The sequence below is a fragment of the Clostridioides sp. ES-S-0049-02 genome (genome assembly GCF_020658465.1).
Taxonomy (GTDB): domain Bacteria; phylum Bacillota; class Clostridia; order Peptostreptococcales; family Peptostreptococcaceae; genus Clostridioides.
This window is the reverse complement of record NZ_JACVWG010000013.1, coordinates 1-22,005: the sequence shown is the minus strand read 5'-3', so window position 1 is coordinate 22,005 and position 22,005 is coordinate 1. Positions and strand designations below refer to the sequence as shown.

The window sequence follows — 22,005 nt, the reverse complement described above, 5'->3', positions numbered from 1 at the left end:
GATTTATCTTCTAGTATTGACCTACCCATTACAAAAGGATTTGAAACTAAGCAAAAAACTCACAAGGTCATTGAAGGAGATACTCTTTTTAAAATAGCTAAAAAATATTATGGAAATGGTGATCTTTGGCATAAAATTTATGAAGCCAATAAGGATAAAATTAAAAGCCCAAACATAATACAAAATGGATGGATTTTAATAGTTCCATAAAAGGATGGTGATTTATAATTAATAAAATCAAAATACAAGTTCATATAAAAAACGGAAATATATATAATATAACTGATTTAGTAGACAAATGTACCTGGTCTGGAGATTATAGATCACCATCAAGAACACTTGAATTTTCTATAATTCAATCATCATCTGATATTAACTTTAGGCAAATAGATATTCCAGTGGCAAGTACAATTTGTTTCTATATAGATGATAAAGAGATTTTTAGAGGCATGATAATAGACAGATCTCTTGATTCAAGTAATAACAGTATTGATTTTACTGCAAAAGATATGGGTTTTTTACTTTTACAAAGTGAAGTTTCGTATAATTTTAAAGATAAATTAGTTGAAGATATTGCTAAACAAGTTTTTACAGATAATAAACTCCCACTAGGTAATTTACCTAAGACTAATGTTAAATACACTAAGATGTTTATTGGTGTAAATGGATATGACACTATAATGAGTGTTTATACAGAAGCAAGCAAAACAACAAAGAAAAAATACATGATAGAAACCAATCTTGATAAATTTAATGTCATTGAAAAAGGAATTGTTACTCTAGATATTACCTTTGAAGAAGGTTTTAATCTTATTAATGCAACTTTTTCAGAAAGTATGGAGAAGGTTAAAAATAAAGTACTGGTTGTTGATCAGTATGGCAATAAGGTTAACGAAAAAATAAATGACTCTATATTCAAAAATGTTGGAGTAATTATGCAAAAGGTAATACAACAACAAGAAAATGACACTGTAGATATAGATAATGAGTTTAAAGACATAGAAAGAACTTGCTCTTTAAAAGGATATGGTGATATAAGCTGTATAACTGGTAGAGGTGTAAAAGTAAAAGATTCATATACAAAATTAATAGGACTTTTTTATATAGATACAGATAAACATATTTGGCAAAATGGAGATTATCAGATTGAACTTGAACTTAACTTTCAAAATATTATGGATGAAAAATCTGCTGGTCAAGATGAACAAAAAGAAGATGGCAGTTCAGAGTATACTGGAGGAACAGAGTTTCCTGCTGAATTTACTGCTTATTGTCCTAGAAAATCTGAAGGTGGAGATACAGATTGTAGAAAGAAAAAATTAGACCCTTCTAAAAAGACATGTGCAGCCCCTATGGTTGGCGCCTTTAAACAATCTTACTATACAAAAGATTTCTTAGATAAACATCCATTATTAAAATATGGTGATGAAATACAATTAGTTACAGGAGTTTCAAATCGAGATGGAACTTACAAAGTAAATGATGTTGGATCTGCCATAATTATAGACAAAGATGGAACTTATCACATAGATATTTTATTTGGAAATGTAGAAGATATGATGGCTTTTGGAAGAAGAAAAGGAAAAATAGTCATAGGTGGTTATGCTGGAAACATGACAGAAAGAGCAAAAGCAGTAATAGCAGAGGCAAAAAACACCTAGGAAAACCATACAAATGGGGTGGTAATGGACCAAGTAACTTTGACTGTTCTGGACTTATGGTATATTGCTTTAAAAAGGTTAGTGTTAATTTACCAAGAACATCTAGTCAACAATCTAAAGTTGGTAAAAAAGTAGAACAAAGTAATTTGCAAGCAGGAGATTTAGTGTTTTTCCATAATCCAGTTAGTCATGTTGGTTTATATATAGGTAATGGAGAATTTCTACATGCCCCACAAGCAGGTGATGTAGTTAAAATAAGCAAAACAAGCAGTAGTTATTACACTAAAAACTTTTCTACGGCTCGAAGAGTTTTATAAAAAGAGGTGATAGAGTGGCAAATCCAATTAATGAATTTATAGAAATAATGAGAAAAGAAGGTAAATATCATAATCAACCTTCTTTTTTTATTGGTAAAGTTAAAAATAAATTACCAGATTTAAAAATAGAAATAAATAATCTTTTGTTAGAAAAAGAAAATCTTTTGATAGATAGTTGGATACTTAATAGTCAGATAGAAACATTTGAAACAGAAATAAATCAAGAACACAAGCATAATATAAAAAACCCTTTTATTAATAATCTTGAACCTAGAGATATGGTAATAATGTTTAAAATAGGCGATAAATTTGCTGTTGTAAGTAAGTTGGTGAGTTTATAATGAGTACAATATTCCCTTTCATGGGTGTCCCAGAGGATTATACTTCTCCATCCAATGAAGAATTACCTATTTTTAAGGAATTTGCTTGGGATTTTGAAAAAGATGAAAAGATAATTGAAAATGGAGACTTTAAATTAGTTGAAAGAAATGAAGCAATCAAAGTATGGATTTATAAAACTATAAAGACAGATAAGTATGTTCATTTAATATACACTTGGGATTATGGAACAGATATAAAAAATCTGATTGGCCAAAAATATACTAAAGGTCTCACTGAAAGCGAGGCAAAAAGGTATATACAAGAAGCACTTTTAATCAATCCATATATATTAGAAGTTAATGTAACAAATACTGAATTTAAGGATGATAATTTATCTATAAATTTGAATATAAAAACAATCTATGGAGAGGAGGAGATTACTTTTGTATGATAGCCAAACATTTAGTGCCTTAAATAATAGAACTCTAAATAACATAAATCTACCTCTTTACAAAGGTCAAGGATCTTCTCTTTATAATATAGTTTCACCTGTTAATTCAGAACTTGCACAGTTATATATAGAACTTTCTTATATACATAAAAGAGTTTTTATTCAAGATAATTTTGACGATTTTCTCGATAGAAGAGTCAATGAATTTGGAGTATATAGAAAGTTAGGTACAGAAGCAATAGGTGAAGTAACATTTGAAGGCAAAATGGGAACTCAAATACCAAATGGAACAATAGTATCTCACAGTGATTTACTATTTGTAGTTATTAAAGATATTACAATAGATGAAAATAGTAAGTTAAATGTAAGCCCTATACAGGCTTTGGAGGTTGGCGTTAAGTACAATTTATCAGCTAACACAGAATTTAAACTTATAGACAATATAAATGGTGTAACTAAAATTTATAATGAACTGGACCTAAAGGGTGGAACAGAAATAGAAACTGATGAAGAATTAAAAGAAAGGTTCTATAAAATACAAAAAAATCAAGCAACGAGTGGAAATAAAGCACATTACCAGTCTTGGGCTTTAGAGGTTGAAGGTGTTTATAATGCAAAAGTAATTCCTTGTTGGGATGGACCAGGTACAATTAAAATTCTAATTTATGGTCAAAACAATCAATCAGTTGACAATGAAGTATTACAAAGATGTGCTGAACATATAGAAGAAGAAAAACCTATTGGACCTACTGTTACAATTGTTACACCAAGTACTTTTGATATTACTATTAGTGCGACTTTAACACTTGAAAATGGATATGATATTGAATCCATAAAAGTTGTGTTCTTAGATATTATAAATTCTTATTTAATAGAAAATTCAAGAGAGATTATTTATATAAAAATAATGAGTTTATTAGCAAGCATAGAAGGAGTGCATGATATAAAAAATCTACTTATAAATGAAGATATTAAAAACATAATAGTTGATGAAGAAAAAGTTCCTGCTGTTTCAAATGTTACATTTAATATCGAGGTGAGTTAAATTGAAGTTAATTGACCACTTACCAAGTTTTGCAAACAATGAAATTGACATACAAATTCAAGATGCACTTGAAAATGAACTTCTAACATTACTTGATGAAAAGAATGATTTATTAGATCAGTTTTTTATAGATACAGCAACTTGGGGGTTTGATGACTGGGAAGATCTATTAAAAATAAAAACAAATTCTAAGTTGGATTTTAATACTAGAAGAAGTAATATAAAAGCCAAATTAAGAGGTAAGGGTACAACTACAATAGAAGTTATAAAGGCAATCTCAGAAGCTTACACAAAGACTAATGTTGATGTAGAGGTATTTAGTAATCTATTTAGTTTTACACTTAGTTTTATAACAAATAATTGTAGTTATAACACTATCTTGGAGTTAGATAAGAAAATAGAAGAAATAAAACCATGTCATCTTGAACACAAATTTGAGATGATTTTATTCAATAAAAATCACATGTTTGCAGGTTCTACAACGAATACAGGTGAAACAGTTACCATATACCCATATACTCCAACAAACTTTGAAAGTTTTGGAGAATTAACTATAGCTACAGGTAATGATAGGAGTATGGAAAAAGTAACTTTATACCCAAAACAGGAGGTGATATAATTGGCAGAACAAAAATATTATACCCTTTTAACAAAGATAGGTAAGGCATCTATTGCAAATGCTACCGCACTTGGCAATAAAGTAGATTTAGTTAAATTACAACTTGGCGATGGAGCAGGAACAGAATATAATCCAACAGAAGAGCAGGCAACACTTAAAAAAGTAGTTTGGGAAGGTTCTGTAAACAATGTAAAAGTAGATGAAGAAAATCCAAACTGGATAGTAATAGAAACTGTAATACCAGGTAGCGTTGGTGGATTTATGATAAGAGAAGTGGGTATATTTGATTCAAAAGAACAACTAATTGCAGTATCTAAATATCCTGAGACATATAAACCAACTGCTGATAGTGGTAGTGTAAAAGATTTAGTTATAAAAATTATTTTAGTAGTTTCTAACACTTCAAGCGTGAATTTAAAAGTAGACCCAACTGTTATTTTAGCGACTTTAAAAAACATACAAGAGTTAGACACTAAAATAGATACAACTAAAACAGAGTTAATAAGTAACATAGAAACTACTAAGACAGAGTTAAACACTAGAATTGACACAGAAAATGAGAAACAAAATATCAAAATTGACCAGCTAATAGCAGGGGATTCTAATGTAGCATCTACTCAAGCAATAGATATTGATGATTGGGTAGATGATGAAGAAGGTGGATTCAAGGCAACTGTAACACATAACTTATTAACACAAAGAATAGTTGTAAATATTATAGATGCTACTACAAAAGAGAATGTAGTTACAAACTTTAGGATTATAGATGATAATTCTATTGAAATTAGAAGTGAGACAAAAACTGAGTTAAATGTTTATGTGATAAATGGGAATGCAGAGACTCATTTTATTAATGCGACCGTTGATGATAATAGAGTGAGTGAAATGACTACTTATTCATCTAAAAAGATAACTGATTCTATTGGTAATATACAACTTGTAGATACCAGTATAAGTATTACAGATGCTAATAATAGATTTACAAGTAATAAGTTAGATGGGGTATTAGAAGAAATAATGGTAGAAATAAGTGGCCAAAGGACTAAAGGAATTACTATAGTAAATAATTTAATAGATATGATATAAGCGAGGTGAAAATATGACAACAAAGTTAACTGATAGTGCTAGTTTAGAGGAACTTATGACTACATTAGAAAATGTACAAGCTGATTTTCAAACTGGTAAAAATAATATATCTAGTGCATTGGGTAGTCCTTTTATTGGAACAGATAAATTTGGTACAACTAAAACAAAAATAGAAACATTAAAAAATGTATTAGTGGAGACAATTAATTCTAAAAATGTTTCAGCAACATCATCTGAAACATTTACTAATTTGATTGAAAAAGTTAACTGGGTTTTTCAATCAATAGAAGTTTTTTCTTTAAAAAATAGAATTCAAGCTACAATTGTAAACACTCCTAGCATCGTTTACAATGAAGTATCTAGTATAAAAGGCACATTAAGATTCACAGGCACACTTAAAGCGTCTAAAATGCGTGCTGATTATGCAACAGCAAAAATAGAGATACTATGTGGAAGCCGAAAAGAATACTTTTATGTTACTGACAATACTCCTAGTGCATCTTCCGCCAATATAACCTTTACAAAAGATATTATTGTTGAGAAGGGTATGGATATAAAAGTACAAATATTATTAACATCTGTAGGGACAGGGAATTTAGATGGCTCATATGCAGCTCGTGCAGAAATAGAAGAATTAAAAATATTAAGGTAGGAATAAATTATGAAAAAACAAGTATATTATAATTCTTTAGATGAAAAAGAAAAAATAATTGATGAAAACTCTAATTTATATATTATAGAAATATATGAAACTTTAAATGAAAATTATTTAGTATTATCAAGTAGTCCAGCAGAATACAAAGAACTTAGTTATGAAGAATTAGAAAATGAATTATTAATTATAACTAATGAATTACAGGGAGGATTATTATAATGAATATAAACAATGTTGTAGTAAGAATATTAGCAGAAAGGATATTAAACAGAGGATTAAATCCTTTGAAAAATCAAGAATTTCAACTAGATGATGTAACTAATATAGAGTATAGAAAAGCAGTAGAAGATTAATTAATAAAAAAACTGGAGCTGTAAATAGAACTATAACTAATAATTTTGTTGACAATATGTATTTTTATAATAATATTTTATATTGCTATAAAAATAGTACAGCTACTATGATACTAATCAATGCTTCTTCAAATTTATTTAGTATAAACTTAACTAAAGATTGTATTCCTCTTTCTATAAAAAGTTTTTCAGCAGTTGGAAATATAAAAGTAAATAGTGCAGGTATATATGTATTAGTACAAGATAGTTCTGACATAGCATCTATATATTTATTAAATCATAATTTAACTCAGAAAATTGCATCAGCAATTTTACGTGATAGTAATGGAGCACGTAAAATTATGTTATTAAATAACGAAGTTTATGTTTCTTGTAATCGAGGTCTTACAGGTTACCTAGGCGAAGGCTATCTTAATAAATATACTTCAAATTTAAGTTTGCAAATAAAATTATCAGATGATAAATATAAATATTTTATAGGTCTAGATAATGATAGTAATTATATTTATGCAACAAAGAGTCGATATGAACTTGAACACTCAAAAATAGTAAAGTTTTCAAGTAATTTAAGCGAGCTAAACTCATATGAGTTTGAGGGGTATGGTTCTCCAAATATAATTTATAAAAATTATAATATTTATATTAATGGTAATATTGATAATGGCACTATAGCAAGGCTGGCATTAACAAAAAAATTCTATGTGAAAAGGGAGATGTTTTAATTGATTTTTTTAGGTAATTTAAGTAATACAAATTATATAGATGTAAAAAAAGTTGGATTGATAAACTATACACCTTCTGATTTGTCTAGTGAGGAATTAAAGCAAGGAATACTAGTAGATAATATTATGCAAGAAGAACTTAGAGAAGGGTATTACTCTACTTTATACGTAAATACATTAACAAAAGAAACGCACTACAAATATGAATTAATAGTAAAAAGTAAAGAAGAGCTTGAAAAAGAAAACTTAATTAATAAAGTAAATTCTACAGAACAAACAATAGCAGATTTAACATTTCAATTAATGTCAAATGGGGTGATATAATATGAATTGGTATAAGATAATAACAGATTTCTATAGCAATGGGAATTGGACTAAAGATCAAGTTAAAACAGCAGTTGCAAAGACTAAGATAACAGCAACAGAATATAAAGAAATTGTAGGAGAGGACTATATAGCATAGTCTTTTTTTATTTCTAAAAATATATAAATTAATTAACATTTTGCCTACACTTCATATACACTTTGCAGACATTTATAGTTTTAAAATTAGGTACAATGAAACTATAAATTAAGAAAGAGGTGGATTAAATGGCAACAGTTTATGAATTTAATTATACAGGAAGTGAACAAAGTGTTACATTGAAACCTGGTAAATATAGAATTCAGTGCTATGGCGCTAGTGGTGGCTATACATCAAGAGCGGACTTTACACCAACATATAAGCCAAAAGGTGGTTACTCTGTGGGGGAAATTACATTAAAAAAAGATACTTTATTATATGTTTATGTAGGCAGAAGTGGAGAATCCGTTAATAGTCAATCTCGTTTATTTAATGGTGGTGGTTCTGGAGGTTATTCTTGTGGTGGTGCTACTGATATAAGGCTAGTTGGTGGTTCTTGGGATAATGAACAAGGACTATTTTCTCGTATTATTGTAGCAGGTGGTGCTGGCGCTAATGCTGCTTATAACAAAAGTGAGAAAGATAGTTCTGGTGGTGGTCTAAAAGGAGGTAATGGTGGTGGTTCTGGTGGTGAATATACGCCAGGAGCTACTCAATATGATGGTGGTAGGGGTTCTTCTTCTGAATATGATGGTTCATTTGGATTAGGCGGTGGCTCTAATTATTCAAACTGTTTTTTTGGAGGAGGAGGAGGATGGTATGGTGGTGCAGGTGGTCGTAGCTCTGCTTATATATCTGCTTCTGGTGGTAGCGGATATATCTTAACTAAAGACAGTTATAAACCAAAAGGGTATACACCAACATCTGAGTATTATTTTGAAAATACTACCATGAGTATTGGAGGTAATACATCTATGTCTAATGGCTATGCTAGAATAACATTAATCCAATCATTACCATTTTTGAACATATCCTCATATAATTCCACTACAGTAATATTTAAAGCAAACCACACAGACCCTGCATTATTAACTAAAATTGAAGTATTTATTGATGATGTATTAAAAGAAACTATCACAACAGATTTAACAATAGAGAAAACAATTAACTATACATTGGAAGATAATGCGCTGCACACACTTAAAATAGTTGTTACAGATAGTGCTAATGTTATAGCAGAAAAGGTATTAAGTATAAGTAAGTATATAATGCCTTTATGTGATGATGCAAGTTTACAAGACATAAAAACCAAAATTAAAGAAATGAAACATGGTTTAATAAATGGAAAAACTTCTATAATAAATGTATTATCACTAAAGAATATTGAATCAAGTTTAAATAATTCTTTAGTGGAGTTGTCAGAAAAGATAAAGGGGTCATTTGATAGTTCAGATGCAAGTGTACAGGATTTACAAAATCAATTAATAGAAAAGAACAATACTATAAGTAATTTACAGGATTCTTTAAGAGGAAGCATGAAACTTTATTCAGGAACTGCAAATCTTATAAGCCCTTCTTCATATAAGAAATTTGATACTTATGAGAATGCCACAGTTGTTCAGTGTAGTTACATTTCAATTAGTAACATTACTTATAACCCTGTGATATTTATTGCATATAGTAGTATTGAAAGTGGAACTAATGACACACGCTCAACTAATGCTACAGCTATTTACTATAGTGGCCATTTTTTCTGTTCTTCCAAAAATACTGCACTTGGAAGACAAGTCTCCTCTTATCTTTGGAGTCTTAGCGAATTTAAAAATGGTAATACTATAACGTGTCCTATCATTGGAAGTGGAAGTAGTAAAATTAATTGGATTGCTTTGGCTTATAATTAATTTTATATTTTAGTACAAATAAGGTGATTTTAATGAATAAAGAACTTTTAAAAAAATATGTAATGACGCGAAGTAACAATAAATAATCATAATAAAGAGATAGAAGAATTAAAGATAAAATAATTGTTTTCGAAAAGTTCTGCAGTTAATATACAATTTAACATAATGCTACAAAAAGAGAACATATATTATAATAAATGTTCTCTTTTATCCCTAAAAATATATAAGTTCACTCACATTTTTCCTAAACTCTGTCTACACTTTGTAGATTTTTATAGTTTTAAAATTATGTACAATAAAACTATAAATTAAGAAAGAGGTGATTAAATGTCATATCCAGGTTTAAGAGTTCCATCGCTTTTTTTAGTAGAAAAACCATCTACTAAGACTACTATAAATGCTTGGAATTATGTAAAAGACTACCAAAATGATTCATATGGCTCGTATCGTATAACCAGTTGCTCATTAAATGATGGAAAGTCAACTATTTATGGAGAAAGGGCAGTTTATGATTTATATCCAGGTAATAGTTATAAACTTACTTATGGTTATTTCTTTACTCCAAATGGAGAAATAAATGGAATTAGAGATTCTGATACTTTCTATATACAGTGTCAATATAAGTCAACAACTCCAAGCATAAGTGGTGTAGACAGTTCTTTAGGTTCTAAAAGTAAGGGGTTTGATATAAATTATACAATAACAAATGAAGATAGTTACACATATACAGTAAGAGCATATCTAAATGATACTTTATTTGATACAAAACAAGCTGTAAAGGATACACAGTACACTATAAATGTGCCAGATTCACTAGTTTTTGCATTGCAATTAAATTCTAATAATAAGTTAAAAATAGAAGTAACCGGAGGCTATGGTATAAGTGCAATATATAGAAATTATACATTCATAAAATCTAATAATCCTCCTACTATAAGTGGCATAAACGAAGATATAGGAAATAAAAGCAGAGGATTTTCTTTAAAATATATAGTTAATGATTTAGATTATCAGGATACTGTAAATGTTACTATTAAATTAAACTCTATAATTTTAGAAAATATTACAAATATAGAAAAAAATAGAGAAAAAGAACTTATACTAACTGATGATTATATACTAGCACTTCCAATTGATTCTACTAATAATATAAGTATCATTGCTACTGACAATAATGGCATAAGTATAACAAGAACATACACATTTACTAGAACAAATAATCTGCCTACTATAAAATTAAATGAAATTAGCACTAATAAAGTTAAATACATTGTATCTGATTTAGATAGCAACTTAAATAAAATAGAAGTGTTTTTAGATAATGTATTAAAAGAAACTATAACCACAGATTTGTATTTAGAAAAAACATATAATTATACATTAAATGATAGTGCAATACACACAGTTAAAATTAAAGCTACAGATATGCATGGATTAAGCGAAAAGTTAATAAGTGTATCAAAAGAGATACAACCACCACAGGATGATTCTTCCTTACAAGAAATTGAAAGTACAGTATCTACAATGAAAAATACCTTTATAAATAGTAAAACACATATCATTAATAAACTAGCATTAAAAAATATAAATGCTACATTAAATAATACGTTGATAGAAATGGGAGAGATGATAGGCACAGCATTCAGTTCAGCAGATGCTAGTGTGCAAGATTTGCAAAGTCAACTTACAGAGAAAAATAATACTATCACCCAGTTAAATGGTACTATAAGTAATTTGCAAGAAGAGGTAAATAGTCGATTAAAAATTTACACATTTTCAGGATATATTGAAACTGGTGATTCTAATAATTTTGGCGGATATGGTAATAGCAGAGGACATTGGTATTTTCCTTTACCTTTTAAACCTAAATTTTTTCTTGTTACTGGTGTTCCTGGTACTTTGCCAGGTAACAGTTATAAACCTGCTAAAGTTGAAGGTGCATATAATTCTTTAACAGAAATGAGATATGCATATATAAACAATTCAGACTCTAGTGTTTATTTTAGTTCTTTGGTTAGCGACCAAGCTATTAGCCTTGGTCAAAATATTTTCCATGCTTATATTTCTACTAAGACTATATATACTTATTATACTACTATTACTGTTTATGCTATTGGATAATATAAATATATAATTAATTATTCATTACATTTAAAAATATAAAGAATCTTTTACAATTAAACATTAAATAAAAGAGACTTAGTTTGAATCTAAGTCTTTTTTAATATAAAAGGAGGTTATTATGGAAGAGCTAGTAACACAATTAAGTAGCCTAGGAGCAATAGGCATATTATGTGCTCTACTATTTAAAAATACAATGCAAGAGAAAAAAGAGGATAGAGACATGTATAAAAAAACTGTAGAAAACTTTATTGAATTATCCACTCAACAACAGGAAATAAATAAAAATTTACTTATGGAAATGGGTGTAATGAAAACAGATGTAGAAGAAATAAAAGAAGATGTAACAGATATAAAGGTTATGCTACAAAAAGAAGGTGATAAATAATGAAAATAGCAATAGTCCCAGGGCATACCCTAACAGGAAAAGGAACAGGAGCAGTTGGATATATAGATGAAGGAAAAGAAAATAGAATCCTAACTGATTTAATTGTTAAATGGTTAAAACGAGGAGGAGTAGCTGTATATACTGACAAAGTAGACAGTTCTAATGACTACTTGTCAGAACAATGCCAAATAGCCAACAAGCAAGATGTAGATTTAGCAGTGCAAGTTCATTTCAATGCAAATAGTACAACCCTAAACCCAATGGGTACAGAAACAATATATAAAACTAGTAATGGCAAAATGTATGCAGATAGAGTAAATGATAAATTAGCAACTGTATTTAAAAATAGAGGTGCAAAATCAGATGTAAGAGGCCTCTATTGGCTTAGCCATACAAAAGCACCAGCAATATTAATAGAAGTATGCTTTGTAGACAGTAAAGCAGATACAGATTATTATATTAGGCATAAAGATATAGTTGCAAAATTAATAGCAGAGGGTATTCTAAATAAGAAAATAGATAGCGAAGAGGTAAATAAAATGTATAAACATACAATAGTTTATGATGGAGAAATTGATAAAATACCTGCAACTGTGGTTGGTTGGGGATATAATAATGGAAAAATATCAATATGTGATATAAAAGATTATATTCCAGGAAGAACAGAAAATTTATATGTTATAGGAGGAGAAGCATGTAATAAAATAATGAATATAACTAAAGAAAAATATACTATCATAAAGGGAAATGATAGATTTGATACTCTTTATAAAGCACTGGAATTTATAAAGAAATAACAATGTTAAATTAATATAAAATGTATTATATCAGCTATATTATACATTTTATATTAAAGTAAATAATAACTTATTTTTTAAGTTATTATTTACTTTAATATATATATTATATAGTAACTTATTTTTTGGGTCCTTTATTTCTATTTCTTTTATCATATTCTTTTGAGATTTTATCTATGTTTAATTCTTCTGGTAAATGACTTTTAGTTGCCCTTACATTAGCTCTAATAAATTCATTTATTACTTTATTTAAGGTAGTTTTCTTAAGATGTGCTATAGTTTTCAAAACTTTTAAATCTTCATCATCAATATATAATGTAACTTGTCCTTTTTTAGTCTTTTTATTTTCTTTTAAATCTAGCAAGTTTATCCCTTGAAGTTCTGTGTGTTCATTAAATTTATTTTCAATTTCTTTATTGATTTCATTTTTATAGTCTTTTTTAGGTATAGATATTTCTTCTTCTTCTAATTCAAATTTACTCATTATAATACCCCCTTATTAGTAAGCTCTTCTATTAAATCATTCAATTCTTCTCTAACTTTATGAGCCTTTTTTATCTTCCTACAATAGTCATCTATACTTAATTTATTTAGCACACAATTTTTTACTATAGTGCTTTCACTTATTTTTACATCTGATAAATCTTTTTTTATACTATCAAACCTATCTAAATAATCCATAAATATATCTCCAGAAGTTAACTTTCTTGAAGTAAAAGAATTTATTACAACTGCTCTTTTTGCCTCATTAGTTTCTCCCATATCTTCTAGATCTTCATTGTATTTTTGATAAAATAGTTCACAACCTCTTATACTTGCTATATCTTGAAATTCAAGAGGAGTAATAATACTATCTGAAATGAATAAGAAATTTCTAGCAATCAAATCATATGAAGGAGATAAATCTATTAATATATAATCATAATTTTTAAGAGTAGAAATATTTTTCTTAAACCACTTAAAAGCAACTTTCTCTCTACTAGTTTTTATAGTTAAATACTCTGATAAAACAGATAAAGATAAATCACTTGGTATTAAGTCTACATTTGGATAATCTTTTAATGGAGATTTTATTATTAATTCTTCTGCACTTATATCATCCTTAAATGCATCTAGAATTGTTTTTTTATTATGTACTATTTTATATATGAATTGTGTAAAGTTTGCTTGGGTATCTCCATCAAGTATAAGTATTTTTTTGTCTTTTTTTGATAAATTAAGAGCCATTAGATATGCTAATGTAGTTTTCCCAACCCCACCTTTTACATTAAATAAACTTACTATTTTCATTTTAATCCTCCTGTGAGTTCTATTGATATATGATATTATATCACACTTCCGCCTACATTCGGGTTTTTTGTAAAAAAATTATATAAAACTTATAAATAATTTATCATATAATTTATAAAACAATTTATTTATAAGTTTTACTCAATTACTCAAAGATAACACAAATATAAAAGGAATAGATAATATCTATTCCTTTTATATTTGTGTTATATGTAAAATTACCTGAAGTTTATTACTTTTTAAAAATATCAATTACAAGTATAAGTATTATTATTAATAATAGAAAATTAGCAGACTGAATTAATATAATTGGCCATTCAAGATATATTATTTATAGTCACCTCATCTTATGTATGCAATATTTTTTTAATATCTTTTTTCACTACTTACTATATTTTTGCTTTCAGAATTTGCTTTTATTGTAGAATGAACTCTGTAGTATCCTCTTCCTATAGTTTTTGATTTAGAAAGAGTACATGAACTATTTCCTGAAGCATTCCAAGTTTGAATTGTTGACCATGTTTTTCCATTGTCATTACTTTTCTGTAACCTAGCAATAATTGATGTACTTTTCACATTTGATGAACCTCTAATGGAACAGATTACTCTCGCTGTGTTTCCTGAAATATTTAAAGTACAAGTACCAGACTTAATATAAGACATTTTTACCATAGTATCATCTATATAGTCTACAGCTGAATATTGTTCAATATTCTTGTCTTTATATTCATCAGCAAATATAGGCATCGCAATTGCTGATGAACATATTAAAGCGCACATACTACTTATAATCATTTTTTTCCAAACCATAAAATCACCCCTTCATTTGCTTTTTATTATTTTTTACTTAATATATAACGAATAAAGAAGTGATTTCTGGACACTTATATAAAATTTTTTATTAAATTTTTATCATAATTACAAAATAGATATTCATAGCTATAATAGTTATAAATACCTAGAATACTATATATTGTAACTATCCCCCAATAAACATATATAAACTTGTAATTATATTAATAAATCATAAATACCCAATTTAGATCAGGTTTTACTAATAAATAGGTTCTTTGAGTTTTAAATCATTTTTCTAATATAAAAGGCTTATTGCTTTGTCTTGTCTTAGTTATAATAGCTAAGATATATTTGTATTTGACTTACATTCCATTTTTTAAACTATAAAAACCACCTCTTTTTCTTATAAATTTTTATAACATCAAATATATAACGAATAAAGAGATGGTTTTTGGACACTTAAGAAATTATTTTATGCTTTTAGCCATTTTTGATAAAATATTTTTATATAATTCTAAATCCTTATTATTTTGATAATCTACATTTAACAGATATATAAAGTTGTTGTCATTCCAAAATACTTGTAAGAAAGTTTCTTTTTCTATATATTTTGCCTTATACCCATTTATAAATATATCTTTAACTTTTGCATTTTCTGTATCTAATATAATAGAATTCGTATCAATTTCAGTACTTGTATATTCTATTCTTATACCTTTTTCATTTTCATATGCAATCATAAAATTATCAACCCTATCTGCTTCTTTGAATCCTTCTGGGATGTATCCTGGTTCTTTAATCTTAAGGTTTTTGATTTCAATATTTTCCTTATTTGAAAATACAAAAGAAGTTAAATCTTCATATACTCTTATTACCAATTCATATAAACGTGTACGCAATGCCTCACTACTCATAGTAATAGTAAATAAACTAGCTAAAACTATTAAAAATACAATAGCTGTTCGTTTTGAATAAAAAATAATCTTATTTGTAAGACTACTTCTTTTTTGCTGCTTAATAAGTTTTTTCATCTTTCGTTCAAAACCTTTTGAAAAAACATGATTTAATTCATCATCTGAAGGAAGGCTGTCAAGAATAATTTTTGTCGCGATTGGGATACTTTCTTGAAGCATATCATCTGTAATATCAAAATCATCTTTTTTATTACTCAATATTTCCAACCTCCATTTCTTCTAATATTTCTTTTAATTTTTTCCTAGCACGTTGAATCCTCTTATATACATTCTCCTCCCCTAAATTTAATGCATTTGCTATTTCTTTATTTGAAAAACCATACTGGAACTTTAAAGAAAGTACTTGAAAGTAACTTTCATTAAGTTTTGCAAGTGCTATAGCTAAATTACTTTCACATACTTTATCTTCTATAGAAAAATTTATCGCCCTGTTTTTATACTCTTCTTCAATATCAGATACTTTTTCCCTTTTTCTTTTTCTGTAAAAGTCTATAGCAATCCTTTCTACTATTATAACGATAAAAGCCTTCGTTCTTGGACTATCTACTTCATCAATTTTATCTATATTTTTAATTATTCTTAGAAAAGCATTATGTACAGCATCTTCTGCTAAATGATCATCCTTTAATATTTTATTGGCCACATAAAACATTATCTGTCTATATTTTTCATATATCTTTTCAAACTTGATTTTATCTTCTTCAAACTCAAGCATTGATAAATAAATTAACATTTATAATTCCTCCAAAGTAAATATCTCGAATCAATATTTTAGAGTCTAATTATAACATATATGCATATATAATTCTATTTAAATAGAGTATTGTTATACCTGTATTTAGAACTAATATTACATGTTTTAAATTATATATTAACTTATAAAATAATTTATTTTTTATATTACTTTATAAATTCTATTATTCTATAAAAAAATAGGTGTTTATTTTTTTATAGAATCTATAGATTGAATTTAAAGTAATGATATTATATAAATATAAATAATTTTATTTAAAGGATAATCTATATGTTGGAAGTTATAAAAAATAGACGTTCAATAAGAACCTATATAGGTAAAAAAGTAGAAGAAAGCAAAGTAACTGAAATACTAAAATCAGCTATGCAAGCACCATCATCAAAAAACGCTCAACCATGGGAATTTATTGTAGTAGATGATAAATACCTCTTAAAAGAACTATCAGAGTCACAGCATAGAGCAAAGCATATAGAATTCGCACCACTATGTATAGTAGTACTTGGAAATAGAGATAGATTCTTGAAGCCTGGTAAATGGATGCAAGATTTAGGTGCTTGTACACAGAATTTATTGTTAGAAGCTACAAATCAAGGATTAGCTGCTTGTTGGATAGGTGTTTTTCCTAAAAATAAAATAGTAAATAAGGTTAGACAAACTCTAGATTTACCAGCAAAATTAGTACCTTATGCCATAGTATCTATAGGATATAGCGAAGAAAAAAATGAATTTATAGATAGATTTGATAAAGATAAAATACATATAAATATATATAAAGATAGATAATATTTAGTAATATAAATGAAAATACATAGTAAAAATACCCTTAAAATCTATTTCTTTGGATTTTAAGGGCATTAACTTTATCTGGAATGAGTAAGTACCTAAACATCCATTTTAGGATTAGTTACTTTTTACATTTATTACATAAATTTAATTCTATAAAAAATCAATCTTTTTTTATTTTAATATAATAATATATAAATAAAAGTACATATGCTAAAGGTATTAAAAGTAATATTTTTAAATCAATGTCAAATGTATTAGTATAAAATGATAATGCAAGTGATAATAATACAATTATCAAATTCGGAATTGTTTTTAAAAAAACTTTATAAAGCCTTTTTTTCATATTATTCCTCCTAAAAAAGCATATTTTTTAAGTCTGATAGAACCAATGATCATATCTATAAGTATATGTTGCACCTTGGAAATTCCACTTATCCTCTATATATGATAAAACAATTCCATAATTAGTATTTATACCATTCATGTTAGTAGTTATTATCTTTCCAATAACTACTACAGCAAGCCCTACCCAAAGTTTTGGTAAAAAGCCTCCAAAAGTAGATGCAATATCTGCGCCAGCTTTTATTTTCTTTAAAGTTTTCCCACTTACATAAATATATAAATAGTTTTTACCATTTTTGACAAAGGTTCTGTACTTGTTGTATCCATTTATATACTTTACACGAGAATTTTGATTGATTTTCTTAACATAATCATCAACTTCTTGATTGATTTTATCCAATTCCTCTTGAGTAAATTGACCAGTTTTAATTAACATTTCATCAATTTTTTCATCTGAAAAAATTTTATCTTCAGGCCAGTAATTATGTAACTCCTCTACTTCTTTGTCAGACAACTCTATTTTTACATTATTATCTGATTCTGTCTTTTCCATTGCATTTGCTGTAGTGACAAGCGGTAAAGATATTATCACAGTTGCCATTGTTGTGGATAAAATACGATTAATTCTTTTATTCTTCATTTAAATCCCCCTAACTATAGTGACTTTAAGGTTTTAAAATTAAACCTTTGCATATATAACGTATCCAAACTCAATTTTTGGACAAAAATATTTATATTTTTAAAATTAAATCTTCTAGAAACCTTAATGGTACAGTAATTTAAATGCAAATGGATACAAGACTTTAGTTCTTGTACACAAAATTTATTATTAGAAGCTACTAATCAAGATCTAGCTGCTTGTTGGGCAGGAGTGTTTCCTAAAAATAAAGTGGTAAATAAAGTTACACAAGCTTTAGACTTACCAGTAAGACTAGTGCCTTATGCCCTTATATCTATAGGATACAGTGAAGAAAAAAATGAATTTATAGATAGATTTGATAAAAATAAAATACATAGAAATGTATATAAAAATAGATAATATTTAGTTGGAAAATTATTCATTCATATTTACAATATAAGAAAGTTACTAGTTATACACTGTGAATTGTATAATAAAAAGGGGGGCATTTTATGAAGAAAACACTGTCTATAATATTACCAAGTATGATAATACTTGTAATAACTCTATGGGGCAGAGCTGAAAAAAACATATTACTTGGATTATTTTTACTGTTTCCAATCATCTTTGTTATACAAGGGATAATGTATTCAGATTTCAAAAATGAATTGCTTCTAGGGTTCATTTTATCATCTATAGCATTTATAGTACCTGTAAATTTAATGTATAACATAGGAAATTGTATAGATTTATTAATAGTTTATAATATGTTGGGTATTGGAAGTTTCTTACTTAAAAAGAAAATATCTTCTAGGCATAGTTAATCCTTTTTAAATTGATTTTTACTAATTTTAACAATAGTCTTTCATGCATGAATTTCACTTTTATAGATTGTATTTTTTATCTTATCTATAAAATTAATTCTAATATTGTTCAGTTTTTAATTGACTTCATAAAAAATAGAATACAACTTATTATATAAGTTATATTCTATTTTTTATAATAATTTGTTTTATAATTTTAATTATAAATTGTTTTTAAATTCATAATATCTTCTTTCATCACATTCAATTACTATTTTTTCTTTAAATTTATAGTTTCTTCATTTCCATTCCAAGATATAATTACTTTATAACTAGATTCTCTATTTGAATAAAGACCTGGTCTTTGTATTTTATTTCCAATTCTGATCGTTCTTCAGTAGTCACAAACTTAGCTGTCCAATGTTCAGACTCTCCAATAAAAATATTTTCATCATCTGTTTTACTAAATATAAAAAATAGAGAGATTGCAAAAACTATAAAAATACCTAAAAAAAGTTTTTTACAATGTCAATCCCTCCTTTAAATAATTACTTGTATTATATCATTAAAATGACTTATTTTTAATATTTTTCTTAATATTCTAAATATTTGTACTTTTTTATTTTATTACAATGAAGTCTATGATATAATTTTAAAAAGGGGTATTTTCCAATAAAAAAGTTATTTTAAACCTATTATTAAAATTTTGAAAGTTGTTGATGATTATGAATAAAAAAAATATATTCAACGATATGTTTCTTATTATTTATCCAATTATAATATTAATAGCTATGTTCTTTAACTCATTATTACATAAGCAGATAATAAGATTTAATATTAATAAACTTCAATTTATGGTTTTTATATTAGTTTATTTTTTAATATTTGCATTATTTATATATAAGTTTTTTATAAAAAAAGAGAGTTTTCATATAGTATCTTTGATTATAGGCATGTTTTTGATAATAATCATACAAATCCCACAAGTTTTATTAATGATTTCACATAATTTATTCAGTATTGTTTATGGTCAACTTCAATTAGAGATATTTATGTTTGGAACACTTTTAACTTTGTATATAGTTATGATTATAATGTATCATAAAAAAAATCATAAAAAAACAAGAGGTTAATACCTCTTGTTTTTTGTTAGATACAAAAACGAACTCTATTATAATTTATGTTATATTGAAGTTACAATTATTATAAGTAATCTTGATTTTTTTGTGTGAATTTTAAAATTATGTAAAATTGTATCTTATTATTAATTTTGTGATATAATAAAAGCAAGAAGAACTACAATCTATTTCGCAGTAGAGTGGAGTTCATAATTTTAAAATTAAAACTATTTTTTGCGGAATTTGATTTTTAAATCAAATTCCCAGCCACTCTTTCGCACAGAGTGGCTTTTTACTTTCGCAAATATTTTACTATTTAAGTAAAATATCCAACTAGCAATAATGCCAGCAATTACATTAAGTAAAAATTCATTCATACCAACACCTCCTTTCTTCTGGAGGCTATATCTTTCGTTCGTATGAACTCCACTCTATAGATTATATATTTTCTTCTTGCTAAAATTTATTATACCATAATTTGATACATAACTAACTTCATTTTAATAATGATTAATAAGTTATATATCAATTATATTTTAATTTATTATATAATTTAATTAATAAATTAAAATATAACTTGTTTAAAAAGTTATTCTATCTTTTTCTTTTTCACATTTATCATAGACTACTTTGAATGCCTTGTATTTTTTCTCATCAGGTTTAATTATTCTTTCAAGAAAAGTAACAGGATTCATATCAAGTATTTGCATTTCTTCTAACTGTTCCTCGGTTAAACTCATTTCTATAAGTTCTACTTCAATTGCATTTTCTTTTGCTTTTAAGTAAGATATTTTATTTCTTAAAATCGAAGAAAATAACTCATAATTTGTTGCAACTATTTTAGAAGAGTTGTCCTTTTTTAAAGCAATTTCTTCTGCTTCTAATAATAGTTTATAATATTTTGGTTCACTAAAATTGTATTCTCCAAATTCTATCTTAAATAGATTTTTCAGTTTATCACTCAGAGAGATTTCTTCTGGTATAAAAAACTCTTTTTTATTTAAGTTTATATTTTTATTTTCAAGCCTTTTTTCAATAACATCTTCTTTATTTTCATATGATGTTTCTATATTTTCCTTTTTCTCTCTTATGGAAAATTCTATTGATTCAACACTTCTACCTTTTCTTATTGGTTTATATTCAACAAATATATCTGATTTCTCATTAATCTGTTCTGTACTCTTTTTTAATACATATTTATCAAGATCATAATATCTTTTGTATTTATCTTGTATTTCTAGAAGTTCTTTAAAGTAATCTAATTTAAAAACTATTCCTTGCCTTGTCCCACTCCACTGTTTCAATAATTCATAAATTCTCATAGCAAAAAAGGTTGTGAAGGAATAAATACTAGCAAAATCTAATTTAGTGAAATTTTCTTCTATTGCTTGTATGTATTTAAATATGTGCTCATCTATTATTAAAGTTATTTCATTATAATCCAAATCCCCTTTTATAGCGTACCACTGTGTCCTTATAAACTGATCTCCTATAATTACACGAGGTTGATTATTCTGTATTCCTTCAATTAAATTTTTAAACTCCTGTTTAGTTATATTCTTATCTACTATTCCACTATAGTCTTTGTATATAGTATCAAATTTAAAAGAGATCTCTCTTGAAGAATAATTCCTCTTTTGAATTATTTCAAAAAGCTTATAAACAAATTTCTGTTCAGAAGCAGAAAGAGTATATTTTCCTTGTATAAGATTATTGTGTTTTACAAGACTATTGTAGTCTTTAA

At 26.6% G+C, this 22,005-nt stretch carries 29 protein-coding genes; 20 read left to right on the top strand and 9 right to left on the bottom strand.

The features are described 5' to 3' along the window. The first annotated feature begins 449 nt into the window (after positions 1-449). The 17 genes from IC213_RS17740 (at position 450) to IC213_RS17665 (ending at position 12,780) form a co-directional block, all read left to right on the top strand. Positions 450-1,661 (top strand): cell wall hydrolase, encoded by a 1,212-nt coding sequence (locus IC213_RS17740; RefSeq protein WP_227863333.1) that lies wholly within the window; start codon positions 450-452, stop codon positions 1,659-1,661. Positions 1,662-1,717: 56 nt separating this feature from the next. After that, complete coding sequence (locus tag IC213_RS17735; protein WP_227863332.1) at positions 1,718-1,978, top strand: C40 family peptidase; 261 nt, start codon at positions 1,718-1,720, stop codon at positions 1,976-1,978. A gap of 14 nt (positions 1,979-1,992) precedes the next feature. Next, positions 1,993-2,319 carry a DUF2577 family protein gene (locus tag IC213_RS17730; RefSeq protein WP_227863331.1) on the top strand — a complete coding sequence of 109 codons (327 nt, stop codon included), beginning with the start codon at positions 1,993-1,995 and terminating at the stop codon, positions 2,317-2,319. Beyond that, on the top strand, positions 2,319-2,750 hold the full coding sequence (locus IC213_RS17725; RefSeq protein ID WP_227825467.1) for a DUF2634 domain-containing protein: 432 nt from the start codon (positions 2,319-2,321) through the stop codon (positions 2,748-2,750). Before IC213_RS17730 ends, IC213_RS17725 begins: the two co-directional genes overlap by 1 nt. Further along, the gene (locus IC213_RS17720; protein WP_227863330.1) at positions 2,743-3,795 is read left to right on the top strand and encodes a baseplate J/gp47 family protein; all 1,053 of its coding nucleotides are present in this window, start codon (positions 2,743-2,745) and stop codon (positions 3,793-3,795) included. The genes IC213_RS17725 and IC213_RS17720 overlap by 8 nt, the downstream gene beginning before the upstream one ends. 1 nt (position 3,796) lies before the next feature. Beyond that, the gene (locus IC213_RS17715) at positions 3,797-4,414 is read left to right on the top strand and encodes a putative phage tail protein (RefSeq protein WP_227863329.1); all 618 of its coding nucleotides are present in this window, start codon (positions 3,797-3,799) and stop codon (positions 4,412-4,414) included. Beyond that, a complete protein-coding gene (locus IC213_RS17710; protein ID WP_227863328.1) occupies positions 4,415-5,500 on the top strand; it encodes a phage tail protein in 1,086 nt (361 codons plus the stop codon). It begins immediately after the preceding gene. A 13-nt stretch (positions 5,501-5,513) separates the two neighbouring features. Then, positions 5,514-6,152, top strand: coding sequence for a hypothetical protein (locus tag IC213_RS17705; protein WP_227863327.1), 639 nt, complete (start codon positions 5,514-5,516; stop codon positions 6,150-6,152). 9 nt (positions 6,153-6,161) lie between these two features. Then, the gene (locus IC213_RS17700) at positions 6,162-6,374 is read left to right on the top strand and encodes a hypothetical protein (RefSeq protein WP_227863326.1); all 213 of its coding nucleotides are present in this window, start codon (positions 6,162-6,164) and stop codon (positions 6,372-6,374) included. Next, a complete protein-coding gene (locus IC213_RS21085; protein WP_255619097.1) occupies positions 6,374-6,508 on the top strand; it encodes a hypothetical protein in 135 nt (44 codons plus the stop codon). Before IC213_RS17700 ends, IC213_RS21085 begins: the two co-directional genes overlap by 1 nt. 107 nt (positions 6,509-6,615) lie before the next feature. Further along, complete coding sequence (locus IC213_RS17695) at positions 6,616-7,230, top strand: hypothetical protein (RefSeq protein ID WP_227863325.1); 615 nt, start codon at positions 6,616-6,618, stop codon at positions 7,228-7,230. Continuing rightward, a complete protein-coding gene (locus IC213_RS17690) occupies positions 7,231-7,554 on the top strand; it encodes a hypothetical protein (RefSeq protein ID WP_227829920.1) in 324 nt (107 codons plus the stop codon). It abuts the gene before it with no gap. A 1-nt stretch (position 7,555) separates the two neighbouring features. Beyond that, on the top strand, positions 7,556-7,693 hold the full coding sequence (locus IC213_RS17685) for an XkdX family protein (protein WP_227829919.1): 138 nt from the start codon (positions 7,556-7,558) through the stop codon (positions 7,691-7,693). Between the two features lie 128 nt (positions 7,694-7,821). Then, positions 7,822-9,474, top strand: coding sequence for a glycine rich domain-containing protein (locus IC213_RS17680; protein ID WP_227863324.1), 1,653 nt, complete (start codon positions 7,822-7,824; stop codon positions 9,472-9,474). 327 nt (positions 9,475-9,801) lie between these two features. Then, positions 9,802-11,595, top strand: a complete 1,794-nt coding sequence (locus tag IC213_RS17675) for a hypothetical protein (protein WP_227863323.1) — start codon at positions 9,802-9,804, stop codon at positions 11,593-11,595. 121 nt (positions 11,596-11,716) lie between these two features. Beyond that, positions 11,717-11,983, top strand: a complete 267-nt coding sequence (locus tag IC213_RS17670; RefSeq protein ID WP_021382756.1) for a hypothetical protein — start codon at positions 11,717-11,719, stop codon at positions 11,981-11,983. Beyond that, positions 11,983-12,780 carry an N-acetylmuramoyl-L-alanine amidase gene (locus IC213_RS17665; protein WP_227863322.1) on the top strand — a complete coding sequence of 266 codons (798 nt, stop codon included), beginning with the start codon at positions 11,983-11,985 and terminating at the stop codon, positions 12,778-12,780. Before IC213_RS17670 ends, IC213_RS17665 begins: the two co-directional genes overlap by 1 nt. A gap of 118 nt (positions 12,781-12,898) precedes the next feature. Here IC213_RS17665 and IC213_RS17660 read toward each other — a convergent pair whose 3' ends face one another. The 5 genes from IC213_RS17660 to IC213_RS17640 form a co-directional block, all read right to left on the bottom strand. After that, positions 12,899-13,264: a hypothetical protein gene (locus IC213_RS17660; RefSeq protein ID WP_227437158.1), complete on the bottom strand. Its 366-nt coding sequence runs from the start codon at positions 13,262-13,264 to the stop codon at positions 12,899-12,901. Continuing rightward, positions 13,264-14,070 (bottom strand): ParA family protein, encoded by an 807-nt coding sequence (locus IC213_RS17655; protein WP_021382772.1) that lies wholly within the window; start codon positions 14,068-14,070, stop codon positions 13,264-13,266. Before IC213_RS17655 ends, IC213_RS17660 begins: the two co-directional genes overlap by 1 nt. Positions 14,071-14,436: 366 nt before the next feature. Further along, positions 14,437-14,880 (bottom strand): hypothetical protein, encoded by a 444-nt coding sequence (locus tag IC213_RS17650; protein WP_227437160.1) that lies wholly within the window; start codon positions 14,878-14,880, stop codon positions 14,437-14,439. A gap of 452 nt (positions 14,881-15,332) precedes the next feature. Continuing rightward, positions 15,333-16,037, bottom strand: coding sequence for a DUF4367 domain-containing protein (locus IC213_RS17645; protein ID WP_227863321.1), 705 nt, complete (start codon positions 16,035-16,037; stop codon positions 15,333-15,335). Then, positions 16,030-16,572, bottom strand: a complete 543-nt coding sequence (locus tag IC213_RS17640) for an RNA polymerase sigma factor (RefSeq protein ID WP_227437164.1) — start codon at positions 16,570-16,572, stop codon at positions 16,030-16,032. Before IC213_RS17640 ends, IC213_RS17645 begins: the two co-directional genes overlap by 8 nt. A 291-nt stretch (positions 16,573-16,863) precedes the next feature. Between IC213_RS17640 and IC213_RS17635 the strand changes: the two genes are divergently transcribed. Then, positions 16,864-17,376 carry a nitroreductase family protein gene (locus IC213_RS17635; RefSeq protein WP_227437166.1) on the top strand — a complete coding sequence of 171 codons (513 nt, stop codon included), beginning with the start codon at positions 16,864-16,866 and terminating at the stop codon, positions 17,374-17,376. Positions 17,377-17,539: 163 nt separating this feature from the next. Here the strand turns inward: IC213_RS17635 and IC213_RS17630 are convergent, their stop codons facing one another. Both IC213_RS17630 and IC213_RS17625 read right to left on the bottom strand, forming a co-directional pair. Then, on the bottom strand, positions 17,540-17,722 hold the full coding sequence (locus IC213_RS17630) for a hypothetical protein (RefSeq protein WP_227437169.1): 183 nt from the start codon (positions 17,720-17,722) through the stop codon (positions 17,540-17,542). A 27-nt stretch (positions 17,723-17,749) separates the two neighbouring features. Further along, positions 17,750-18,361, bottom strand: a complete 612-nt coding sequence (locus IC213_RS17625) for a hypothetical protein (protein ID WP_227437171.1) — start codon at positions 18,359-18,361, stop codon at positions 17,750-17,752. Positions 18,362-18,514: 153 nt separating this feature from the next. Between IC213_RS17625 and IC213_RS17620 the strand changes: the two genes are divergently transcribed. Together IC213_RS17620 and IC213_RS17615 are read left to right on the top strand one after the other, a co-directional pair. Further along, positions 18,515-18,760 (top strand): nitroreductase family protein, encoded by a 246-nt coding sequence (locus IC213_RS17620; RefSeq protein ID WP_227437256.1) that lies wholly within the window; start codon positions 18,515-18,517, stop codon positions 18,758-18,760. A 92-nt stretch (positions 18,761-18,852) separates the two neighbouring features. Next, complete coding sequence (locus IC213_RS17615) at positions 18,853-19,164, top strand: hypothetical protein (RefSeq protein WP_227437173.1); 312 nt, start codon at positions 18,853-18,855, stop codon at positions 19,162-19,164. Positions 19,165-20,488: 1,324 nt separating this feature from the next. Here IC213_RS17615 and IC213_RS17610 read toward each other — a convergent pair. Further along, positions 20,489-20,638 carry a type I toxin-antitoxin system toxin gene (locus IC213_RS17610; protein WP_227437175.1) on the bottom strand — a complete coding sequence of 50 codons (150 nt, stop codon included), beginning with the start codon at positions 20,636-20,638 and terminating at the stop codon, positions 20,489-20,491. 204 nt (positions 20,639-20,842) lie between these two features. Beyond that, the coding region (locus tag IC213_RS17605; RefSeq protein WP_227863320.1) for a replication initiation protein at positions 20,843-22,005 on the bottom strand (1,163 nt) is incomplete at its 5' end.